Genomic DNA, 19,966 nt, shown 5'->3' with positions numbered 1-19,966 from the left:
TTTGTATCATACTATGGGGGGATCCCATGTTTCATATTGCCGTGATTGTATTGATTGTTCTTAGTTCCTTGAAATGGGGATCTTGGAGTAGGTGGAGGGAGTTTCTTCCCACCATCTACTATTTTAGTTTTTTTAATATGTTTTATCAGTATCTCAGCTATACGGTGAAGGCCGTGTGGGAATTAGACGGTTTTTTTGTCAATATGTTTGTGACGGATACGCTTTATACAATGGTTGCTTACCCTTGCCTTGTCGTTCTGTTCTTGAGTCATTATCCAGAAGAATGGAGAACCAAGTTCATCTACTATCTAAAATATATCGGTGTTGCCACGGTGGTTGAATGGGCTGCGGGGAAAACCGATTCCATAGTATATTTTGAGGGATGGAATCTATGGTGGACGGTGCTCTTTTATTGCATTATGTTCCCAATGCTGCGCCTTCACCATCTGAATCCTATTAAGGCCTTTCTTGCATCCATTATCGTGGTGATTTTTCTCTTGATCAGCTTCGATTATCATGTATTATGAAAAAACGGTGAATCTCTTTTTTTGAGACCCACCGTTTTTAAATGGTAAAAAAAATGATTTGTTGCACCATCCATATTCTCAATTAAAGGATCACGATAAAAACATAACCATCAACTCTTCATCGTAGTACTCCTCATTATATTTCAATGCTCTCTTTTCAGTACCATATGGTTTAAAACCACAAGAAAGATAAAGTCCTTTTGCTGTTTCATTGGTGGTGACGACTGTGATCATCAACTGTTCAATACCTTCTGTTTCCTTTGCAAGGTTTATGGCCGCTTCCAGAAGTCGTCTTGCCAATCCCTGCCCCCTATGTGCCGGCGTGACATACATAGCAAAAATGGAAGCTTTATGGTTCATTTTCAATGCCGATTCCCGTACCATCGTGACTGCCCCTGACAGTTTTTCTTCAACAAAGCAGCCAAAGGTGAAACTTTCTTCGCTTGAAAGCCTCTTTTTTGTCAGTTCAACTGGATTTTGGCGTTCAAGTGCCTCTTCATAGCTGCTGCCAAAGCTTGTAGGACTCTGCTTCAGCATCTCTAACCTAAGGTTCCAATAATCTTCCGCATGTGTTTCATTAAGTAATGTAATTTCCATTATTTTCTGATATCCCTTCCTTTACGTGATATGATGATAGGAGAAATGTTGTGATTGCACCTATACAATGTTCGACATATTTTTAAAAAAACCTTTTTAATCCACTGTTCATTGGAGGAATTCGAATGGAAAACTGTCTTGGTTGCCGACTTTCAAATCAAGAAGAGAACCTACATGTCATATATGAGAATGAATTTGTCACCTGCATACTGGATCATGTTCCCCACCATGCAGGTCATGCACTGATCCTGCCAAAGAAACATAAAGCGGAAGTGACAGAACTGGATGAAGAGGAAAGTCTCTCCGTTATGAGGGCCTCACAGTTGGTTGCACGTGCCATCCATGCATTATATGAACCGAAAGGCGTGACAATTTGTCAAAATGGGGGAATTTACAGTGAGTTGACCCATTACCACATGCATGTCATTCCCCGTAATGAAGAAGCAGATCAATTTGGTGCCATGTTTTATGGACATACCCGGGTAGAAGAACCCAACGAATCGTTGGAGGAAACTCACGAAAAGATGAAGAACTTCATCACTAGATTACTAGAATAGGAGAATTCAATATGACTATACATAAAGATTTTCAAGAAAAAGTTAAACAATACGCAGAGCTGGCGGTTAAGGTAGGGGTGAACGTACAAGAAGATCAACCGTTGTGGATCTCGGCACCGCTCGGAACAGAAGACTTTGTTCGCCTTGTGGTAAAAGAAGCCTATCTTGCTGGCGCAAGAATTGTACATGTTCAATGGTACGATGAAGAAATTATGAGAATGCATTATGAATCTGCACCCCATGATGTGTTCCATGAATATCCGAGCTGGCTCGCTGCTGCTCATGAATGGGTAGTGGATCTAAAAGGAGCGTTCCTGCAAATAGAAGCCAATGACCCGGACCTTCTGAAAGGTATCGATCCTGACAGGATCCTCAATTACGAGAAAGCGAGTGGGGATGCACTTGATCGATTCTATGAAGCGATTGAAAAGGATGAAATCAGCTGGTCCATCGTCGCCATTCCCTCACAGAAATGGGCGGATAAAGTGTTCCCTGAACTCCCACCATCAGAAAGAGTCGCCAGTCTGTGGGAACGGATTTTCACTTCGGTCCGCATCGATCAACCAGATCCTGTTTCTTCATGGAAATCTCATATCCAAACCTTAACCGATAAAGCCACCCAACTTAACGCACTCAATCTAGAAAGCCTCCACTACAGCGCGATAGGGACGGACCTTTCCATTGAACTGCATGAAGACCATATATGGCTTACTGGCGCAAGCAAGACCCCACAGGGAACCAACTTCATTGCCAATATGCCGACAGAAGAGGTATATACAGTTCCTGTGAAAACAGGAGTGAATGGGACCGTTACAAGTACCAAGCCACTTGCTTACAATGGAAATGTGATAAACGGATTCAATCTCACATTCGTTGACGGAGAAATTAAGGAAGTCTCCGCTGAAGAAGGAGAAGAAATACTGCGTAAATTAATCGAAACCGATGAAGGAGCAGCTTATCTGGGAGAGGTGGCGCTTGTCCCTCACCATTCACCCATCTCAGACTCCGGTGTCTTATTCTTTAATACACTATTTGATGAAAATGCATCCAATCATTTAGCAATCGGTTCCTCATACCCGACTTGTATGAAAGATGGAAACATATTATCTGACGAGGCACGGGAAGAAAAGGGTCTCAATGAGAGTGTCGTGCATGAAGACTTCATGATCGGTTCTGCCACGATGAATATTGACGGGGTTTGCCGCGATGGTAGAAAAATTGCCATTTTCCGTAACGGGAATTGGGCGATATAATTAAATACAAACGGAAAGAAGGACAGAGTAACGAATAAAGGAATCAACAACTATGATATAATTTCTCCTTGAGAAAAACATGTATATACCTATTAAGGAGTGAAAGACATTGAGTTTTGAAGGTCAAAACATATTACCTGCCATAAGGTCCATGAAGGACTTTGATAAAATGCTCGAAACCTCTTTCCAGTACGGGGTGTTCCTCGACCTTCATGTCGGGATGCTGAAAAGTGTTTTTGAATATGCCCGGAACGAAAATCGGAAGATGTTTTTGCATCTGGATCTCATTCATGGTTTATCCAGTGATGAATATGCAGCAGAATATGTCTGTCAGGAAATAAAACCATACGGGATCATATCCACTAAGGGAAACGTCATAAAAAAGGCAAGGCAAAAGGGCGTTTATGCCACCCAGCGAATGTTTGTCATAGATTCGAGCGCCATGAACCGCAGTATTGAATTAATCCAAAAGACGGATCCGGATTTCATTGAGGTCCTTCCAGGTGTGGTTCCGAAAATCATTAAGGAAATAGGTACCAAGACAGGTAAGCCCATCTTCGCCGGCGGGCTCATTGATACAGTGGAAGAAGTGGAAGCGGCACTTGAGGCAGGAGCGACGGCTATTACAACCTCTGATCGAGTCCTATGGAAACATTTTGACAGATAAAAAATCATGAAAACCCATTGACACCGCTTTCATAGTGGAGTAATATGAATGACAAGTTAATACGTTGTGAAAGAGATGAAGAGACTCACGTGAAGTGCCTGCAATTTATGGGCATATTCCGTGAGTCTCTTTATTTTTGATTCAACGGGCTCTGATGACATGGTGAGTGACTGGTAGGATTATCATAAGCATTTATAGGGTAAACGAGCTAAAAAGCCCCGTACAAGCACGAAAATCGATGGTAGTGCAAGCTCTTCGTGTATGGAAAGCAATTGATGATGTCGGCTCATCGTGATTCAGAGCAAAATCTAATTGAAATGAGGGATGATGCATGAATGCATTTATAGGAGAAGTGGTAGGTACAGCATTGCTCATTATTTTCGGTGCCGGGGTTTGCGCCAATGTGAACTTGAAGAAATCATTTGCGTATAACGCCGGTTGGATCGTCATTACATTTGGATGGGGATTGGGTGTTGCCATGAGTGTATACGCCGTAGGGCAGTTTAGTGGTGCACATTTAAATCCTGCCGTCACATTGGGACTGGCGTTCAATGGTGATTTCCCATGGAGAGATGTACCTGAGTATATCCTCGCACAAATGATCGGGGCAATCATCGGGGCAACCATCACATATTTACACTTTTTACCCCATTGGCACGCAACCAAGGACCCAGGCGTGAAATTAGGAGTTTTTGCTACAGGTCCAGCCATTCCGCATTATTTTTCAAATTTACTGAGTGAAATCATTGGAACTTTTGTATTAGTAGTAGGATTATTATCCATAGGGGCGAATACCTTTACAGACGGATTAAATCCATTTATCGTCGGATTCCTGATCATTGCGATCGGTATATCACTTGGCGGTACAACAGGATATGCGATTAACCCGGCTCGTGATCTTGGACCGCGTATCGCTCACTTCATCCTTCCGATTCCCGGAAAGGGACCATCCAACTGGGGATATTCATGGGTTCCTGTAGTAGGACCGGTATTAGGGGGATCTTTTGGAGGCGTCTTTTATAAAGCGGTTTTCATTGGACAAGTCACGACAAGCTTCTGGGTGGTTCTTGTGATTCTTCTAGCCGTGCTTGGACTTGCCTACGCAAGTGACAGAAAGACCAGTTTAGCTAAAAAAGTACATCAATTATCTACTGAAAATTAATCATTGGAGGGGTTATCAATGGAAAAGTTTATTTTATCTTTGGATCAGGGAACTACAAGCTCAAGAGCCATCCTTTTTAATAAAAAAGGGGAAATCGTTCATACTGCTCAAAAGGAGTTTACTCAGCATTTTCCTAAACCGGGCTGGGTAGAACATAGTGCAAATGAAATTTGGGGATCTGTCCTTGCCGTCATTGCAAGCGTTTTATCGGAATCCAGTGTGAAACCCGATCAAATCGAAGGAATCGGAATCACGAACCAACGTGAAACAACCGTTGTATGGGATAAAGAGACAGGCGACCCGGTTTATAATGCGATCGTGTGGCAATCACGACAAACCGCCGGGATCTGTGAGGAATTAAAATCAAAGGGACTAAACGATACCTTCCGTGATAAAACCGGATTGCTGATTGATGCCTATTTCTCCGGTACGAAGGTGAAATGGATCCTCGACAATGTCGAAGGTGTAAAGCAAAAGGCGGAAGAAGGAAAGCTTCTGTTCGGAACGATCGACACGTGGCTGATTTGGAAAATGTCTGGTGGAACTGCTCACGTAACGGACTACTCAAACGCTTCACGTACCCTTATGTATAATATCCATGACTTGAAATGGGACGAAGAGCTCCTTGATATTCTCGGTGTACCGGCAAGCATGCTTCCAGAGGTCCGTCCCTCATCAGAAGTTTATGGGAAAACGGTTCCGTATCATTTCTTTGGTAGAGAAATCCCGATTGCAGGTGCTGCAGGGGATCAGCAGGCCGCATTATTCGGACAGGCGTGTTATGAGAAAGGGATGGCGAAGAATACGTACGGGACAGGCTGCTTTATGCTCATGAATACAGGTGAGAAAGCGGTGAAGTCTGATAATGGTCTATTAACTACCCTGGCATGGGGAATCGACGGAAAGGTGGAATATGCTCTTGAAGGCAGTATTTTCGTTGCCGGTTCTGCCATCCAGTGGCTTCGAGACGGTCTTCGGATGCTGAAAGATGCGAAGGATAGCCAGGAGTATGCAGAGAAAGTGGACTCAACAGATGGCGTATATGTGGTCCCTGCATTCGTTGGCCTGGGCACTCCTTATTGGGATAGTGACGTCCGGGGTGCAGTGTTTGGATTAACCCGCGGTACCTCTAAGGAACATTTTGTAAGAGCCACTTTGGAATCCCTTGCTTATCAGACAAAGGATGTATTGACAGCCATGGAAGCCGATTCAGGAATTTCCCTTAAGAAGCTGAGAGTCGATGGAGGGGCAGTCAAGAATGATTTCTTAATGCAATTCCAAAGTGACTTGCTATCCGTACCGGTAGAGCGTCCAGTGGTCAATGAAACCACCGCATTAGGTGCTGCCTACCTTGCAGGGCTTGCCGTCGGTTTCTGGAAAGATCGCGAAGAAATCTCCAAACAGTGGAATAAAGACAAACAGTTCGAACCGAAAATGGCCGTTGAGACACAGGAAGAACTATATGGCGGCTGGAAAAAAGCTGTAAAAGCAGCTATGGCTTTTAAATAATAACAACTTATGATATAATGAACCCAAGTTAATAAAACGGTTAGAGACCAAGAGAGACCAAACTCGCATTATGGCACATTTAGGCCATGATGTTAGTTTCGGTCTCTTTTTTTATGGTTAAACAGTAGAGTAAGAGCAGAAATCATTTCTTTAATTCTTAGGAGGAACCAACTATGACATTTTCTAGTACTGCACGAGAAGAAGTAAAACATACACTGTCATCCAATCATTTCGACCTGATTGTAATCGGGGGAGGTATTACAGGTGCAGGGATTGCCCTTGATGCATCCAAGCGTGGAATGAAAGTCGCCCTTGTGGAAATGCAGGATTTTGCCGCAGGTACATCCAGCCGTTCCACAAAATTGGTTCACGGCGGACTTCGTTACTTAAAACAATTCGAAGTCAAAATGGTGGCTGAAGTGGGAAAAGAACGCGAAATCGTATATGAAAACGGGCCACATGTCACTACTCCTGAATGGATGCTGTTACCCCTTCATAAAGGAGGAACATTCGGTAAATTCAGCACATCGATCGGCTTGAAGGTCTATGACTATCTTGCGGGTGTCAAAAGAAGTGAAAGACGATCCATGCTGTCGGTATCAGAAACATTGACGAAAGAGCCACTCGTCAAAAAGGATGGGTTGAAGGGCGGAGGTTATTATGTAGAATATCGTACTGACGATGCCCGTTTAACCATTGAAGTCATGAAGGAAGCAGTTGCACATGGGGCAACGGTTCTTAACTACATGAAATCCCAAAGATTCCTGTATGACAACAAGAAAGTTGTCGGGATAGAAGCAGAAGACCTGGTATCAGGGGAAACGATCGACATTCGCGGATCAAAAATCGTCAACGCTGCCGGTCCCTGGGTCGATGATGTCCGTGGCAAGGATTACAGTACGAATAATAAACAACTCCGCCTGACCAAGGGAGTCCACCTTGTCATCGATCAAAGCAAATTCCCTCTCCAACAGGCTGTCTATTTTGATACACCGGATGGACGTATGGTATTTGCGATTCCTCGTGATGGGAAAGCGTATGTAGGGACTACGGATACATTCTTTGACTCTGAAAAAGCATCTCCTCATATGACATCAGAAGACAGGGATTATATCCTGAATGCGATTCACTTCATGTTCCCCGATGTGTCAGTGGGGAAAGAGGATGTGGAATCCAGCTGGGCAGGGGTGCGCCCACTGATATTCGAAAAAGGAAAGGACCCTTCTGAGATTTCGCGTAAAGATGAAGTGTGGGAAGCGGAAAGCGGACTGATCACCATTGCAGGCGGTAAGCTGACAGGGTACCGTAAAATGGGGGAACATGTTGTCGATCTTGTTTCTAAACGGCTAAAAGAAGAGAGAAAACAGAAATTCCCTGCTTCTGCGACGAAGCATATGCCGATATCCGGCGGTCATGTAGGGGGCTCGAAGAATTTCCAATCCTTCATTGACCAAAAGGCAGGGGAAGCCCTTCAGTATGGTTTATCAGAGGCCGAGGGCAGGAAGCTCGCAGGAATGTACGGTTCTAATGTGGATCAGCTATTCAAGCTAGCTCATGCCTACAGTGGATCAACGGATGAAAGGTCCGTCCCTCCTTACTTGTACGCCCAGCTGATTTATGCGATTCAGGAAGAGATGGCTGCGACACCCGTGGATTTCTTCATTCGACGGACAGGCGCATTGTTCTTTGACCGTGAGTGGGTAGAGAAGTGGAAGGAACCAGTCATTGAGATGATGTCCAAATTGTTGAATTGGACTTCTGAACAGAAGGACAAATACACTGCTGATTTAAACGAGGAATTAAAAAATGCAGTAGTTCCAGTAGATTTGCAGTCATAAGGTTATAAACGGCAGAAAAAAATTTCTGCCGTTTTTTTTAGTCATTCATTCACTTTCATCAAAACATGCATAATGAATTATGCTTACAATTATATAAATATATGAAATGAAGCTGAAACCGCCTAAACCGTGCATTTCATTTATTGAGAGAACTTTAGATCCGTGCAGAGGGAAGTTGAGGGAGCGGGGTCGTTACGGTAGAGTAAGAATAGAAATTGACACGACTCCTCGTTAAAAGGCTGGCTTCAATGGGATGAAGCCAGCCCTTTTTTTGTATTTCTAACTACTAACATATCCCATTGAACGAACCAGTAATGGCTAAATTAATAAAGGGATGAAACGGAACAGGTTGAAGTCTGAAAATAAAGAATTTTATCCTGATAAAGGAGAATTTTGTCAATAGGGCGAATATGAATTAAGGAGATTCAATCAGAAGTGAGGTGAATGAATGAACGAATGGAAAGGGGCATCTGCCCTTTGTATGAATGAAGGGCGTTTATTAATGGTTTTACAGGGAAAAGAAGAGGAAGAGAAACGATGGTCGGTCCCTTCTGGTGGTCTTGAAAAAGGGGAAACCCTCAGGGAGTGTTGTAAGCGGGAAGTTTGGGAAGAGACCGGCTATAGGGTGGATGTAGGAAAACACCTTTATACCAAGTGGGGGTGTGAAGGCAAGATTTCCACTACCATTCACTATTATGAAGTCCAACTTCTTGGAGGAGTAGCCACGCTTCAAGATCCCGATCAATTAATACATAGAATCGAATGGATCTCTCTCCAAGAGTTAAAAGATCTGCCCCTGGGCTTTCCTGAGGATCAATCCATCCTGGAGGCCTATATGAGCAAGAAACACAATATACTATAGAGAATTCAACTATTAAGGAGAGATTAGAATGGTGAAGCGTACTGGTGAAGTCATTATGGGAGTGATCGGAATTGTCTTATCCGCATTATTTTCCATCATTGGAATCGTACTGAACATGGGCATGAACAGCCCCGAAGTGATGTCCCAAATCGAAGAGGGAATGGAAAGTGACCCGAATTTGCAGGAATCAGGCATGACTGCAGGGGATATGAGTGCCATCATGGAAACGGCTGAATCAATGGGTTCTTATCTGGTGATATTAGGAATCATTGCATCCATCCTTGGTATCATTGCTGTTATGACCATTGTCAAAAATAAAAAGCCTGTACTATCCGGTATCATGTTTATCCTTGCCGCACTTGTGGTCGGACTTGGAACAATAGGATTCGGGTTCATTCCTGGACTTTTATTCTTAATCGCCGGCATCATGGCCTTTGTTCGTAAACCTAAAAGAACCGAAACCGTTTATTAAAGTGAATAGCTTAGGGAATCCTCTCTGAGCTTCTTTTTTTACTCGTCCATATCTTGCTTTCCGTTAGAAAATATACTATCTTAAAAGGAGAGTATAAAGTAAAACAAGAGACACTGGCGGCAACCAATGTCTCTTGCTACACAGCAAACTGCAAGGAAAGCAGTGGCCCAATAGAGAAAGGAATATAACTCTACCCTTCAAAGTTTAGGCGCTTCATGAGGGTGGGGTTATTTCTTTTTGTCATGTGAAATAACTATGGCAATGATGGAGACAATTAAAGAGCCAAAGGTAATCATTAGCGTTAACGCCTCATACGTTGTCACTATAAGCACCACCTCCTTCTATAAGGAAGTGGCCACTCCCACCCTACATTCACTGTATACTCAGATTATATCACAAACGCCCTCCATCCTTTATAGGCAAGAGGTAGGAAAAGCCTGCCTCATCATAAACACTCACCCGGCGAGACCTTTCCCACACTAGAATCATTTCAAACTTTCTTCGAAATATGTTAGCATAGATATGCTCACATTAAACGATTACATAACATCATGATACTCAAGGAGGAATACACATTGAAACACCGCATAGAAATGGTGAAAAATTGGTTGAAAGAAGAGAACATTGATGCAGCATTTATCAATTCAACTGAAAACGTATTTTACTTAACAAATTTCCACACAGATCCACATGAAAGATTAATGGGACTCTTCGTATTTCCGGATGCTGAACCTTTTGTAGTGGTTCCAGGAATGGAAGCGAGACAGGTGAAGGATGCCGGTTGGGATAACGAAGTAATTGGCTACTCAGACCACGAAAATCCCTGGGACTTTATTGCGGAAGCCATTCAGGCAAGAAAAATCACCGGCAAAAAAGTAGCCTTTGAGAATGAGGTAGTCACTTATGGACGCAGTCAGGCGTTTTTAAACATATTCGATTCACCACTTGTGGTGAACGTTGAAGACAAATTAAATGAAATGCGTTTAGTCAAGGATGAGGGTGAGATCGCGATCATGCGCCGAGCAGCGGAAATGGCTGACTATGGGGTAAAAGTAGGTGTGAGCGCACTTCAAGAAGGCATTACTGAAATGGAAGTCCTTGCTAAGATTGAATATGAATTAAAGAAAAAGGGAATCCGTGAAATGTCATTCTCTACAATGGTTCTCTTTGGTGAGAAGGCTGGAGATCCACATGGTAATCCGGGAGACCGTAAACTGAAAGCAGGAGATTTCGTCCTGTTTGATCTAGGGGTTGTCCTGGATGGATATACGTCTGATATCACCCGTACGTTCGCTTATAAATCAGCGTCTGATAAACAGAAGGAAATCTACAACACTGTTTTAAAAGCGGAGCTCGCTTCCTTAGAAGCAAGCAAGCCGGGTAATCGCATAGGCGACCTGGATCAAGTCGCACGTGACATCATTACAGATGCAGGATACGGTGACTACTTCCCACATCGAATCGGGCATGGATTAGGTATCAACGTCCATGAATTCCCTTCCATGAGTCATTTAAATGATGGCATATTAAAAGAAGGCATGACATACACAATAGAGCCCGGTATTTACGTGCCGGAAATCGGTGGTGTCAGGATTGAAGATGACGTCCTCATCACAAAGGACGGGCATATAACTTTAACCAACTACCCAAAAGAACTTCAAATCATTGAATAAACACAGAAGGCTAACGTATAAGCGTTGGCCTTCTTTTTTTGCGTGCCCCCGAATCTTCATTTAGATCGACCTTACAACAAAAAAAGTGAAACTTTTAACGAGAACGTGCGTATATACAGGGGAAGGACCATAACAGGGAGGACCAAGTACATGAAAAAATTTTTGATTCTCATATCATTCAGTTTCTTTACACTGACTGGCTGCGGCATATTGGAAGAAGCCAATAACAGTTTAACCTATGTAGACGAAATGACCGACTACCTGAACGAGGCAGAACAATTTGCCAATGATCTTCCCGCTTTAATGGAAAATGCTGCTGCTGATTCATCTTCTATTCCGGAACTTGAGACGAGACTTATTGATATGAAAAATGAAATCAAGGAAATCAATGATTTAAATCCTCCTAAGCTAGCTGACGATATTCACCAAAAAGTGGAGAGATATAACCAACAAGCGTTGGAAGGAATCGATCGGGCTCTAGTGGAAATTGATAAAGGGGAAGTTCAAATATCCGAGATCAAGAATCTTGAAATTGTGAATACTTTCAATCAACTACAGGACATTAAAGGAAACTTAGAAAATCTTGGCCAATAATTGATGGGTGTTACAGATACAAAGTCTGTAACACCTTTTTACATACTGAATGAACATGTAGAACCCTCATATGGAACAACGGGCTTATGATTCATGAACTACACTTCCAATTTTCATTTTAATAGAACAGCCGTTCTTAAAAAATGGTATAATGATAAAATCAATAAAGTGAAAAGGAGAATGTTATGAAAGTCGTAATAGCTGAAAAACCCGACCAGGGAGCGACCCTTGCCAAGCCTTTTTCCCATAGGAAACGTCAAGGATATATAGAGATCCATCCAAACGATGTGTTCCCGAGAGGTGCTTATATTACGTGGGCAGTTGGACATCTTTTTCAGCTTCAAGCCCCTGAGAAGTATGAAAGCAAATGGAAAAAATGGACACTGAACGACCTTCCGATCATTCCTATCAGGTTTCAATATGAGTTGCAGAGGGCTAAAGCGAAACAATTCTCCGTCATCAAAGACCTTCTTAAAAAAAACGAAGTCACAGAAATCATTCATGCAGGTGATGCAGGGCGTGAAGGGGAGTTAATCATCCGGAATATCATCTCCATGTCCAAGGTTCAGAAACCGATGAAGAGGCTGTGGATTTCATCCCTTACTGAGAAAGCCATCATTCAAGGATTCGAGAGTCTACGGGAAGAAGCAGAAATGAGAAGCTTATATTTTGAAGCTTATTCCAGGGCATGTGCCGATTGGCTTGTGGGTATGAATGCTTCAAGGGTGTACAGCATCCTGCTAAAAGAGCAGGGTATGTCCGATGTTTTCTCTGCAGGCAGGGTTCAAACTCCCACACTAGCCCTCATCGTGAGAAGGGACGAAGAGATCGACCGATTTAAGAGCGAACCCTTTTGGGAAGTGAAAGCAACCTTTCACATCGGCGATCACACTTATGAAGGGATATGGCAGAAAGATGGAGAGAGCCGGATTCAATCAAGGGAGCTTGCTGAAAGAATCGCTTCTTTTTGTCAAAACAAACCTGCAACTGTCAGTAAGTTGATCACCGAGAGGAAAGAGTTCGCACCACCCTTACTATTCAATCTTTCAGCCCTGCAGGCAACCATTAATAAAATGTATAAGTTCTCCCCTAAGAAAACATTGGATGTGCTGCAGAAACTGTATCAAAAAGGGATCGTCTCTTATCCAAGATCTGATTCACAATATGTCACGAAAGGTGAAGCTGAAAGCTTTCCTGAAATATTGAACAAACTGAAAGAGTTCAGCCCTTATAATCATTGGATCCCAACTCCCCATGCAAGCATCATGAACAATAAACGTTTTGTGAATGAAGCAAAGGTATCGGATCACTACGCGATTATCCCTACTGAGCAAGTAACAGATCCCCATTCCCTATCAGATGATGAACGGAAGATCTATGATGTCGTCGTTAAACGCTTTATCGCGGCTCACCACGACAAAGCGATCATCCATTACACGACCATCTCAACGGTCGTAGATGAACGAGCTGAGTTTGTTTCGAAAGGGAAGCAGATTTTACAGGAAGGCTGGCGTAAGGTTCTCATGCAAAACGAAAAAGAAGAGGAACCTCTCCTGCCACCTGTCGAAGAACAGGATAAAGGCGTCGTAAAGAAGGTCGTGACCAAAGAAGGGAAAACACAGCCCCCGAAACGTTACACAGAAGGACAACTCATCACCTTAATGAAGACGGCCGGTAAATATATGGACAATGATGAGCTGGAAAAAGTGTTAAAGCAAACAGAGGGTCTTGGGACGGAAGCGACCCGGGCAGGCATCATCACCATGCTCAAAGATCGCAAGTACATTGATATCCAAAAAAATATAGTCTTTCCCACTGATAAAGCGAAGGTATTGATACGAGCCATAGGGGATAATGTGTTAGCTTCTGCAGAAATGACGGCTAAGTGGGAGCAGCGCCTCCAGGAAATAGGAAAAGGACGGGCATCTGCACCTGAATTCATGGAGCAAGTGAAGAAATTAAGTGAACGACTCGTGCAAAACGCCCTCCAGGAATCCACCGCATGGAAGTTTGAGGATTTGGATACAGATTCTATCCAGAGAACGAAGGGACGAGGCGGAAAACGGGCTTCCAAAACAAGTATCGGCAACTGCTTGAAATGTGGCGGGAAAGTGATTGATAAAGGAAAATTCTATGGATGCTCCAATTATCAACGTACGAAGTGCAGCTTTACCATTTCCAAAACCATTTTATCAAAGAGAATCACCCAGAAAATCGCAAAACAAGTATTAACCGAAGGCAAATCCGATCGAATCGACGGATTTAAAAAAGGCGAAAAAGAATTCTCTGCATACCTGAGCTGGGATGCCAATCAGAAAAAAATCCAATTCCAATTTGATATCAACTAGTGTAAAACGACTCCTTCCTGTAAGGGTCGTTTTCTTATAACAGAACCCTTATAAAGTCACCAATACTTCAAAAGAAGTTTAATTTTATGTGAAATGGATAAAACAATAGAGTGATAAAAAACAGAGAATAAAATGGAGGGTATACATTGAAAAAGATATTAATGGTCTTAACAAATGAAAGTAAGATTGATGATGAACATGAAACTGGTCTATGGTTATCTGAGTTCGCAGAACCATATGAAGAATTTAAAAACCAAGGTTTTGGAGTGGATGTGGCAAGTTTAAAAGGTGGCCGCATCCCGTTGGATCCGAACAGCCTTGATGATGAACAGGTGGAGAAGTGGAAAGGGGTCACGAAAGAATTGGATCAAACGCTGGTCCTTTCCCAATTAAATGTAAATGAATATGTCGGTATCTTCTTACCAGGTGGACACGGGACGATGTTTGACCTGCCTGAAAACCCTGAACTTCAACAGGCATTAGTCCACTTTGCCGAGAACGATAAAGCGATCGGTTCCGTCTGCCACGGGCCGGCTGGGTTTGTCGGAACGAAATTATCTAATGGTAAATGGCTGGTTGAAGGAAAAAGCTTGACTGCCTTCACAAATGAAGAAGAACAGCAAACCGGTCTTGATTCACTGATGCCGTTCTTATTAGAAACAAAATTGAGGGAGCAGGGAGCTCAATTCGAAAAATCGGATGCATGGAGCAATCATGTCATCACTGACGGTAAATTTGTGACAGGACAAAATCCACAATCAAGTCAAGCGGCAGCAGAAGCGTTCTTGAGCGTATTATAATACTGTATGATTTCAGAGCATGGACCAGGTCCATGCTCTTTTTTATTACACTCATACTCCCCATCGATGTGATAAAATCAGGAGAAGAATATAGTTGAAGGGTGAAGCATATGCAGATAATTCGGGTCCTTATACAAATGGCGATTCTTTGTTTATTTTATGAAGCAGGAAAATGGTGTACCGCATTCTTCCATTTACCGATACCCGGCAGCATTATCGGGATGCTATTATTATTCCTACTGTTAGTAACAGGTGTACTGAATGAACGTCTTCTGTTGGTCGGTTCAGGATTCTTTCTAAGGCACTTCTCCTTCTTTTTCCTGCCTTTATCTGTCAGTGCGATTGTTCTGGGACCCTATTTTATCGACTATGGCTGGAAACTCCTTTTCATCCTCATTGTCAGCGGGGTGTTTGGCTTTTTGGCCACTTCCGTGTCAGCAGAAGGATTCATTAAATGGAAGGAGAAAAGAAAATATGACCGGTCTTATTAATTCTCTACTTACAATAGGCATTACTCTCCTTTATTTTTCTTTGGGTGTAAAGATTCATAAACGCTGGCCGAATCCTTTAACGATTCCAATATTTTTAAGTACGATTGCGATTATTGCCACATTACTTACTTTAGATATATCCTATAATAAATTTGCCCACGACACTTCATTCATCACGTATTTGCTTGGCCCTGCGACAGTATCTCTTGCATATCCCCTTTATCAACACCGGCAATTGCTTTTGAAAAACTTCCAGCCGATCCTGGTGGGCATTCTGTTTGGAAGCGGCTTGTCCATGCTAGTATCCTATACCTTCAGCATGTGGTTGGGGATTCCGGATGAGTGGAACCGTTCATTGCTGATCAAGACCATTACGACGCCTGTCGCAGTTGAGATCGGAAACGTAATCGGGGCTAAGATCGAGGTCATCCCCACGGTCGTCATCGTTACAGGGATGATAGGGGCCATGATCATCCCGTCCCTCTTGAAGGCTATGGGAATCAAGCATCCCATAGCCAGGGGACTCCCATTCGGAGTCATCTCCCATGGGGTTGGTACGGCACAAGCCATCAAAGAAGGAGAAAAAGAAGGGGCCGTCAGTGGTGCCGCCATGGCGTTGACCGCTACCATCATGTCCTTTGTCATTCCCTTACTCTTTCTATTGATTTAATCATTCTTCAAGGAGGAAGCTACTGATGGAATACACCTCAAAGCAGGAATCAGAGCTTGCCAGGAAGTGATACATATTCATCAACACAGGGGCTTTCCCTTTAAAAATGGATGAGGTTTCTGTATAGTAAGGGAAGGAAATTCAAAAAGAGAAGGAAGATATTATGATAGTCAAAACTGATGAAGATTTACAGGCGTTAAAAGAAATTGGCCGTATTGTCGCAATGATCCGCGATGAATTGCGCTCTCAAACAAAACCCGGCGTAACCACGAAGGAACTTGATGATATCGCAGGGAAAATGTTTGAAGAAAATGGTGCGATTTCAGGTCCTAAAGGAGAATATGACTTCCCGGGGTATACATGTATCAGTGTGAATGAAGAAGTTGCCCATGGGATTCCCGGAGAAAGAGTGATAAACGAAGGGGATCTTGTCAATATAGACGTTTCAGGATCAAAAAATGGATATTATGCGGATACAGGCATTTCATTTGTTGTCGGAATGGGTGATCCCAAGCTTAAAGATTTATGCGAAGCTGCATTAAAGTCTTTCCAGGCAGGTCTTCAAAAGGCTAAAGCCGGTTCTAAACAAAACGGGATTGGAAAAGCCGTGAATAATGAAGCCAGAAAAAATGGATATACGGTCATCATGAACCTGACCGGTCATGGTGTGGGGCGTTCCCTGCACGAGAAGCCTGATCATATCCTTAATTACTTCGATCCATGGGATAACGCTCTCTTGAAGGAGGGCATGGTCATCGCCTTTGAACCATTCATCTCCACCAAAGCGCAAAACGTAGTGGAGAAAGGGGACGGTTGGACTTACATCACACCAGACAACAGCCTGGTCGCCCAAATCGAACACACCATCATCATCACCCCAAACGAACCCATCATCATCACAGAATAAGCCGTGAGGGACGGACCTCGATTCCCAGGAGCAGCTCCTGGGAGTCAAGGTCCGTCCCTCTCTTTGTATATGTTTTGTACAACTATTCGCGGGATCGTGAGGCGGGATCCTGCCCAATAAATTTCCCCAGGGTACCATGAAAGGTGGGGAGGACTAATATAATCCATTGTATCAGAACATTGAAATTTTTGAAATTTTACAAACAAAATGATTGTCATAGGAAAAAAGTTGGAGTAAAGTAAAGATAATGATATTGTACAAAATTTATACATACTAACTGAAAAATCGGAGGCACCCTCAAAATGGCTGTATTATTTTCAAGAAAACCTAAGACCGAACCCGTAGTGATCCCTGAATCAAATGTCATTGTCTTAAACGATCAGAAACTGAATGAGCGGCTTCATTACATGCAGTTTCAGGAGCACCATTTACAAGAATTAAAAGAAATCCTCCCTGTCTACGATCAAATTTCCGATACCCTGCTCGATACTGTACTAGATCATTTATATAAGCACCCAAGCTTAGTGGAGATTGCCGAGAATCATTCAAGCCGGGAGCGATTAAAATCCGTATTCAACGATTATTTCCGTTCTTTATTTTCAGGTGAGTTGAATGATGAGTATTTCTCAATGAGGGAACGTATGGGAAAAACCCATAATCGGAATGGGGTTACAATCGATTGGTTTATTTCGACTTACACCACCATTCAACATTTACTCATCCCAAAAATTGTGGAACTGTACCAAAACGAACCTTCTAAACTTGCATCTGTCCTCGTAGCAATCGACCATGGTATCCATTTGGATGCAAGCATTGTTTCAGAATACTATATTCAGAGCAGGATGGACGAGCTTGAAAAGCTGCATCAGGAAAACCAGGCATTGCAACTGGAAATGCTCAATATGAATACAGAACTGGGTTCATCACTCAGTCAAACGGAACAAAGCCTGAATGAAACTGCCCAAAAAGCTGAAAGCATACGGGCAGAATCGGAAAATACCGAAAAAAGCAGTAAAAATCTTCTTCAACTTTCAAAAATGAATAAAGATCAAACGGATCACATGATAGAAAGCTTTGGCGTCATCACAGAGCAAATCAACACGCTCCTCAAAGAAATTCAGGGGGTAAAGAACATTGCAGAACAAATCACGCCTCTCTCCAACTCAATCCAGCAAATTGCTGAGCAGACGAACCTTCTGGCATTGAATGCATCCATTGAAGCAGCACGGGCAGGAAATGAGGGCAGGGGATTTGCAGTCGTTGCATCGGAAGTACGAAAGCTTGCCGAAGATTCCAAAGAACTCAGCACGTCCATTCATCAATTGGTGAATGAAAGCAATAAACAAATCGGTGTTGTTTCAAATCGTGTTCGGAACATGACCGACCTGACCGAAAACTCCCGCAAGGAAATCGGGAATGTGCAAAGCGGGATCATGACGGTCCAGATGGAAATGGAAAACTATATGGATATGTTTAGAAGAAACCAATCAGAATTAAATCATATCGTAGAGGCAATCAAGAAGATCAATCATACTACAGACGAGTTGGTTCAATTTGCTTCCACCATCATTCAGAAAATAAACAAATAGAAAGAAAGGGGAAACCGGATTCAACCGGTTTCCCCTTTCTTTCCCTGCTATACGATTTTGGTTTTCCCACATTCCTGGCACTTACGATAAAACTTCCCATCCAGTACTCTTGATTTAAAAATATTATTTCCACACTCGCAACGTCCACTATGCTCGTCGGGATCATCTTTATAAAGAACTACAACCTCTTCTTGGTTTTCCATTCCAGTATTCCTCCAGTGCAAACCATTCTTCTTATTATAGTATAGAGGGAACAGACAAACTTGTTAAGGAAAAATCGTCAAAATCCGCTAATAAATGCGTTTCCTTCAAGGATTTTATGACCCTAATTGGGCTTGTCTCTCTTAAATGCCATTTAACCAAGTACGAATACTCCCCCAATAGTAAACCCATAAATATCCATAATATCTATATTATTCTAACCATTTTTCCATAGTATTCCTCTACATGATAGTTTATACAGGAAATCGCTTTCTATTACAGTAGTGAAATATTCTTGACGCACGATGTTAAAGTTCTTGTTATTGAATTGAGATTTTACTATGTTAGTATTTTCCCTGTTAGCAAAAATAAATAAACCGCTAGCTACATAAGGAGGAATTTTTCTATGAAACTAAAAAAATCGATTATTTCTGTGGCTGCATTTACAACACTTGCAGTATCTGGTGGAGCTAGCGCTTCAGCACAAGACATAGAAGTAAAAAAAGGCGACACTTTATGGGGACTTGCAAAAGAATATGGAACAACTGTTGATCAACTCATGACATGGAATAACCTGGGTTCATCCATCATTTATCCTGATCAGGAATTACAGGTTTCTTCAAAGGAATACTATACAGTGAAAAAAGGTGACACTCTTTGGGGAATTTCATCCTTATATGGCATTTCAGTAGACAGCTTAAAAGGGTGGAACGCACTTGAAAGTGACCTGATTGTCCCTGGACAAGAATTAGTTATCAACTTAGACGATAAAGCACCTTCAGCTACTGCAAATACTTCTGAGAAGGCAGAAGCACCTGCTCCAGAACAAAAAGCAGAAGTAGCTCCAGAAGCTGAAGCACCTGCAGCGGAAACAGCAGAAGCAAAACCAGCACAAGCTGAACCTGCTACAGAAGATAAAGCAGTAAAAGAACTAACAGTAGAAGCAACTGCCTATACGGCCGATTGTGCAGGGTGTTCAGGTACAACAGCAACTGGTGTGAACCTTAAAGAAAATCCGGATGCGAAAGTGATTGCAGTAGACCCTAATGTCATCCCGCTTGGATCTAAAGTATATGTTGAAGGCTACGGCTATGCTACTGCAGAAGATACTGGTGGAGCAATCAAAGGGAACCGCATCGATGTTTTCATCCCATCAAAGGATCAAGCCGTTGATTTTGGCAGAAAAACAGTAAATGTAAAAATTCTTGAAACAAACTAATAGATGACAAACCACCGGGACATGTCCCGG

21 protein-coding genes are annotated in these 19,966 nt (G+C 42.6%); 18 read left to right on the top strand and 3 right to left on the bottom strand.

The window, feature by feature from the left end; all coding sequences use genetic code 11:
- Window positions 1–26 precede the first annotated feature (26 nt).
- Window positions 27–527, top strand: coding sequence for a CBO0543 family protein (locus BVI01S_RS03640; protein ID WP_061809264.1), 501 nt, complete (start codon window positions 27–29; stop codon window positions 525–527).
- Window positions 528–617: 90 nt separating this feature from the next.
- Here the strand turns inward: BVI01S_RS03640 and BVI01S_RS03635 are convergent, their stop codons facing one another.
- Window positions 618–1,124: a GNAT family N-acetyltransferase gene (locus BVI01S_RS03635; protein WP_061809263.1), complete on the bottom strand. Its 507-nt coding sequence runs from the start codon at window positions 1,122–1,124 to the stop codon at window positions 618–620.
- Window positions 1,125–1,249: 125 nt separating this feature from the next.
- Between BVI01S_RS03635 and BVI01S_RS03630 the strand changes: the two genes are divergently transcribed.
- From BVI01S_RS03630 to BVI01S_RS03595, 8 genes are all read left to right on the top strand, one after another.
- Window positions 1,250–1,681 carry an HIT family protein gene (locus tag BVI01S_RS03630; RefSeq protein WP_061809262.1) on the top strand — a complete coding sequence of 144 codons (432 nt, stop codon included), beginning with the start codon at window positions 1,250–1,252 and terminating at the stop codon, window positions 1,679–1,681.
- A gap of 11 nt (window positions 1,682–1,692) precedes the next feature.
- A complete protein-coding gene (locus BVI01S_RS03625) occupies window positions 1,693–2,934 on the top strand; it encodes an aminopeptidase (protein WP_061809261.1) in 1,242 nt (413 codons plus the stop codon).
- A gap of 109 nt (window positions 2,935–3,043) precedes the next feature.
- A complete protein-coding gene (locus BVI01S_RS03620) occupies window positions 3,044–3,601 on the top strand; it encodes a glycerol-3-phosphate responsive antiterminator (protein ID WP_034759363.1) in 558 nt (185 codons plus the stop codon).
- Window positions 3,602–3,932: 331 nt separating this feature from the next.
- On the top strand, window positions 3,933–4,763 hold the full coding sequence (locus BVI01S_RS03615) for an MIP/aquaporin family protein (RefSeq protein ID WP_061809260.1): 831 nt from the start codon (window positions 3,933–3,935) through the stop codon (window positions 4,761–4,763).
- A gap of 18 nt (window positions 4,764–4,781) precedes the next feature.
- Window positions 4,782–6,272 (top strand): glycerol kinase GlpK, encoded by a 1,491-nt coding sequence (gene glpK, locus BVI01S_RS03610; RefSeq protein ID WP_034759358.1) that lies wholly within the window; start codon window positions 4,782–4,784, stop codon window positions 6,270–6,272.
- Window positions 6,273–6,445: 173 nt separating this feature from the next.
- A complete protein-coding gene (locus BVI01S_RS03605; protein WP_034759355.1) occupies window positions 6,446–8,110 on the top strand; it encodes a glycerol-3-phosphate dehydrogenase/oxidase in 1,665 nt (554 codons plus the stop codon).
- Between the two features lie 448 nt (window positions 8,111–8,558).
- Window positions 8,559–8,972, top strand: a complete 414-nt coding sequence (locus BVI01S_RS03600; RefSeq protein ID WP_034759351.1) for an NUDIX domain-containing protein — start codon at window positions 8,559–8,561, stop codon at window positions 8,970–8,972.
- A 28-nt stretch (window positions 8,973–9,000) separates the two neighbouring features.
- Window positions 9,001–9,444, top strand: a complete 444-nt coding sequence (locus BVI01S_RS03595) for a DUF4064 domain-containing protein (RefSeq protein WP_082197404.1) — start codon at window positions 9,001–9,003, stop codon at window positions 9,442–9,444.
- A gap of 227 nt (window positions 9,445–9,671) precedes the next feature.
- On the opposite strand, the gene BVI01S_RS22880 is transcribed toward BVI01S_RS03595, so the two are convergent.
- Window positions 9,672–9,767, bottom strand: coding sequence for a putative holin-like toxin (locus BVI01S_RS22880; RefSeq protein ID WP_224519971.1), 96 nt, complete (start codon window positions 9,765–9,767; stop codon window positions 9,672–9,674).
- A 252-nt stretch (window positions 9,768–10,019) separates the two neighbouring features.
- Here BVI01S_RS22880 and BVI01S_RS03590 point away from each other — a divergent pair, with 252 nt between their 5' ends.
- From BVI01S_RS03590 to BVI01S_RS23060, 8 genes are all read left to right on the top strand, one after another.
- Window positions 10,020–11,117: a M24 family metallopeptidase gene (locus tag BVI01S_RS03590; RefSeq protein WP_269146691.1), complete on the top strand. Its 1,098-nt coding sequence runs from the start codon at window positions 10,020–10,022 to the stop codon at window positions 11,115–11,117.
- 150 nt (window positions 11,118–11,267) lie between these two features.
- A complete protein-coding gene (locus tag BVI01S_RS03585; RefSeq protein ID WP_061809258.1) occupies window positions 11,268–11,711 on the top strand; it encodes a DUF6376 family protein in 444 nt (147 codons plus the stop codon).
- Window positions 11,712–11,896: 185 nt separating this feature from the next.
- Window positions 11,897–14,059, top strand: a complete 2,163-nt coding sequence (locus BVI01S_RS03580) for a DNA topoisomerase III (RefSeq protein ID WP_061809257.1) — start codon at window positions 11,897–11,899, stop codon at window positions 14,057–14,059.
- A 146-nt stretch (window positions 14,060–14,205) separates the two neighbouring features.
- Entirely contained in the window at window positions 14,206–14,859 is a 654-nt protein-coding gene (locus BVI01S_RS03575) for a type 1 glutamine amidotransferase domain-containing protein (protein ID WP_369690872.1), read from the top strand.
- 110 nt (window positions 14,860–14,969) lie between these two features.
- Complete coding sequence (locus tag BVI01S_RS03570) at window positions 14,970–15,350, top strand: CidA/LrgA family protein (RefSeq protein WP_061809256.1); 381 nt, start codon at window positions 14,970–14,972, stop codon at window positions 15,348–15,350.
- Window positions 15,334–16,020 (top strand): LrgB family protein, encoded by a 687-nt coding sequence (locus BVI01S_RS03565; RefSeq protein ID WP_061809255.1) that lies wholly within the window; start codon window positions 15,334–15,336, stop codon window positions 16,018–16,020. Before BVI01S_RS03570 ends, BVI01S_RS03565 begins: the two co-directional genes overlap by 17 nt.
- Before the next feature lie 163 nt (window positions 16,021–16,183).
- Window positions 16,184–16,927, top strand: a complete 744-nt coding sequence (map, locus tag BVI01S_RS03560) for a type I methionyl aminopeptidase (protein ID WP_061809254.1) — start codon at window positions 16,184–16,186, stop codon at window positions 16,925–16,927.
- 302 nt (window positions 16,928–17,229) lie between these two features.
- Window positions 17,230–18,516: a protoglobin domain-containing protein gene (locus BVI01S_RS23060; RefSeq protein WP_061809253.1), complete on the top strand. Its 1,287-nt coding sequence runs from the start codon at window positions 17,230–17,232 to the stop codon at window positions 18,514–18,516.
- A 47-nt stretch (window positions 18,517–18,563) separates the two neighbouring features.
- Here the strand turns inward: BVI01S_RS23060 and BVI01S_RS22710 are convergent, their stop codons facing one another.
- A complete protein-coding gene (locus BVI01S_RS22710; protein ID WP_167562091.1) occupies window positions 18,564–18,719 on the bottom strand; it encodes a DUF8096 family protein in 156 nt (51 codons plus the stop codon).
- A gap of 404 nt (window positions 18,720–19,123) precedes the next feature.
- On the opposite strand from BVI01S_RS22710, the gene BVI01S_RS03550 reads away from it, so the two are divergent.
- Entirely contained in the window at window positions 19,124–19,936 is an 813-nt protein-coding gene (locus BVI01S_RS03550) for a 3D domain-containing protein (protein ID WP_061809252.1), read from the top strand.
- Window positions 19,937–19,966: the final 30 nt, after the last annotated feature.

It is taken from the genome of Rossellomorea vietnamensis NBRC 101237 (genome assembly GCF_001591825.1).
Lineage (GTDB): Bacteria > Bacillota > Bacilli > Bacillales > Bacillaceae_B > Rossellomorea > Rossellomorea vietnamensis.
The sequence above is the reverse complement of the archived record's forward strand: the minus strand, read 5'-3'. Positions and strand labels throughout refer to the sequence as shown.

Bases quoted from the DNA above. Each gene is read 5' to 3' on its own strand.
- BVI01S_RS03640 (WP_061809264.1), top strand. From the start codon at position 27: ATGTTTCATATTGCCGTGATTGTATTGATTGTTCTTAGTTCCTTGAAA.
- BVI01S_RS03635 (WP_061809263.1), bottom strand. From the start codon at position 1,124: ATGGAAATTACATTACTTAATGAAACACATGCGGAAGATTATTGGAAC.
- BVI01S_RS03630 (WP_061809262.1), top strand. From the start codon at position 1,250: ATGGAAAACTGTCTTGGTTGCCGACTTTCAAATCAAGAAGAGAACCTA.
- BVI01S_RS03625 (WP_061809261.1), top strand. From the start codon at position 1,693: ATGACTATACATAAAGATTTTCAAGAAAAAGTTAAACAATACGCAGAG.
- BVI01S_RS03615 (WP_061809260.1), top strand. From the start codon at position 3,933: ATGAATGCATTTATAGGAGAAGTGGTAGGTACAGCATTGCTCATTATT.
- glpK (WP_034759358.1), top strand. From the start codon at position 4,782: ATGGAAAAGTTTATTTTATCTTTGGATCAGGGAACTACAAGCTCAAGA.
- BVI01S_RS03605 (WP_034759355.1), top strand. From the start codon at position 6,446: ATGACATTTTCTAGTACTGCACGAGAAGAAGTAAAACATACACTGTCA.
- BVI01S_RS03600 (WP_034759351.1), top strand. From the start codon at position 8,559: ATGAACGAATGGAAAGGGGCATCTGCCCTTTGTATGAATGAAGGGCGT.
- BVI01S_RS03595 (WP_082197404.1), top strand. From the start codon at position 9,001: ATGGTGAAGCGTACTGGTGAAGTCATTATGGGAGTGATCGGAATTGTC.
- BVI01S_RS03585 (WP_061809258.1), top strand. From the start codon at position 11,268: ATGAAAAAATTTTTGATTCTCATATCATTCAGTTTCTTTACACTGACT.
- BVI01S_RS03580 (WP_061809257.1), top strand. From the start codon at position 11,897: ATGAAAGTCGTAATAGCTGAAAAACCCGACCAGGGAGCGACCCTTGCC.
- BVI01S_RS03570 (WP_061809256.1), top strand. From the start codon at position 14,970: ATGCAGATAATTCGGGTCCTTATACAAATGGCGATTCTTTGTTTATTT.
- BVI01S_RS03565 (WP_061809255.1), top strand. From the start codon at position 15,334: ATGACCGGTCTTATTAATTCTCTACTTACAATAGGCATTACTCTCCTT.
- map (WP_061809254.1), top strand. From the start codon at position 16,184: ATGATAGTCAAAACTGATGAAGATTTACAGGCGTTAAAAGAAATTGGC.
- BVI01S_RS23060 (WP_061809253.1), top strand. From the start codon at position 17,230: ATGGCTGTATTATTTTCAAGAAAACCTAAGACCGAACCCGTAGTGATC.
- BVI01S_RS22710 (WP_167562091.1), bottom strand. From the start codon at position 18,719: ATGGAAAACCAAGAAGAGGTTGTAGTTCTTTATAAAGATGATCCCGAC.
- BVI01S_RS03550 (WP_061809252.1), top strand. From the start codon at position 19,124: ATGAAACTAAAAAAATCGATTATTTCTGTGGCTGCATTTACAACACTT.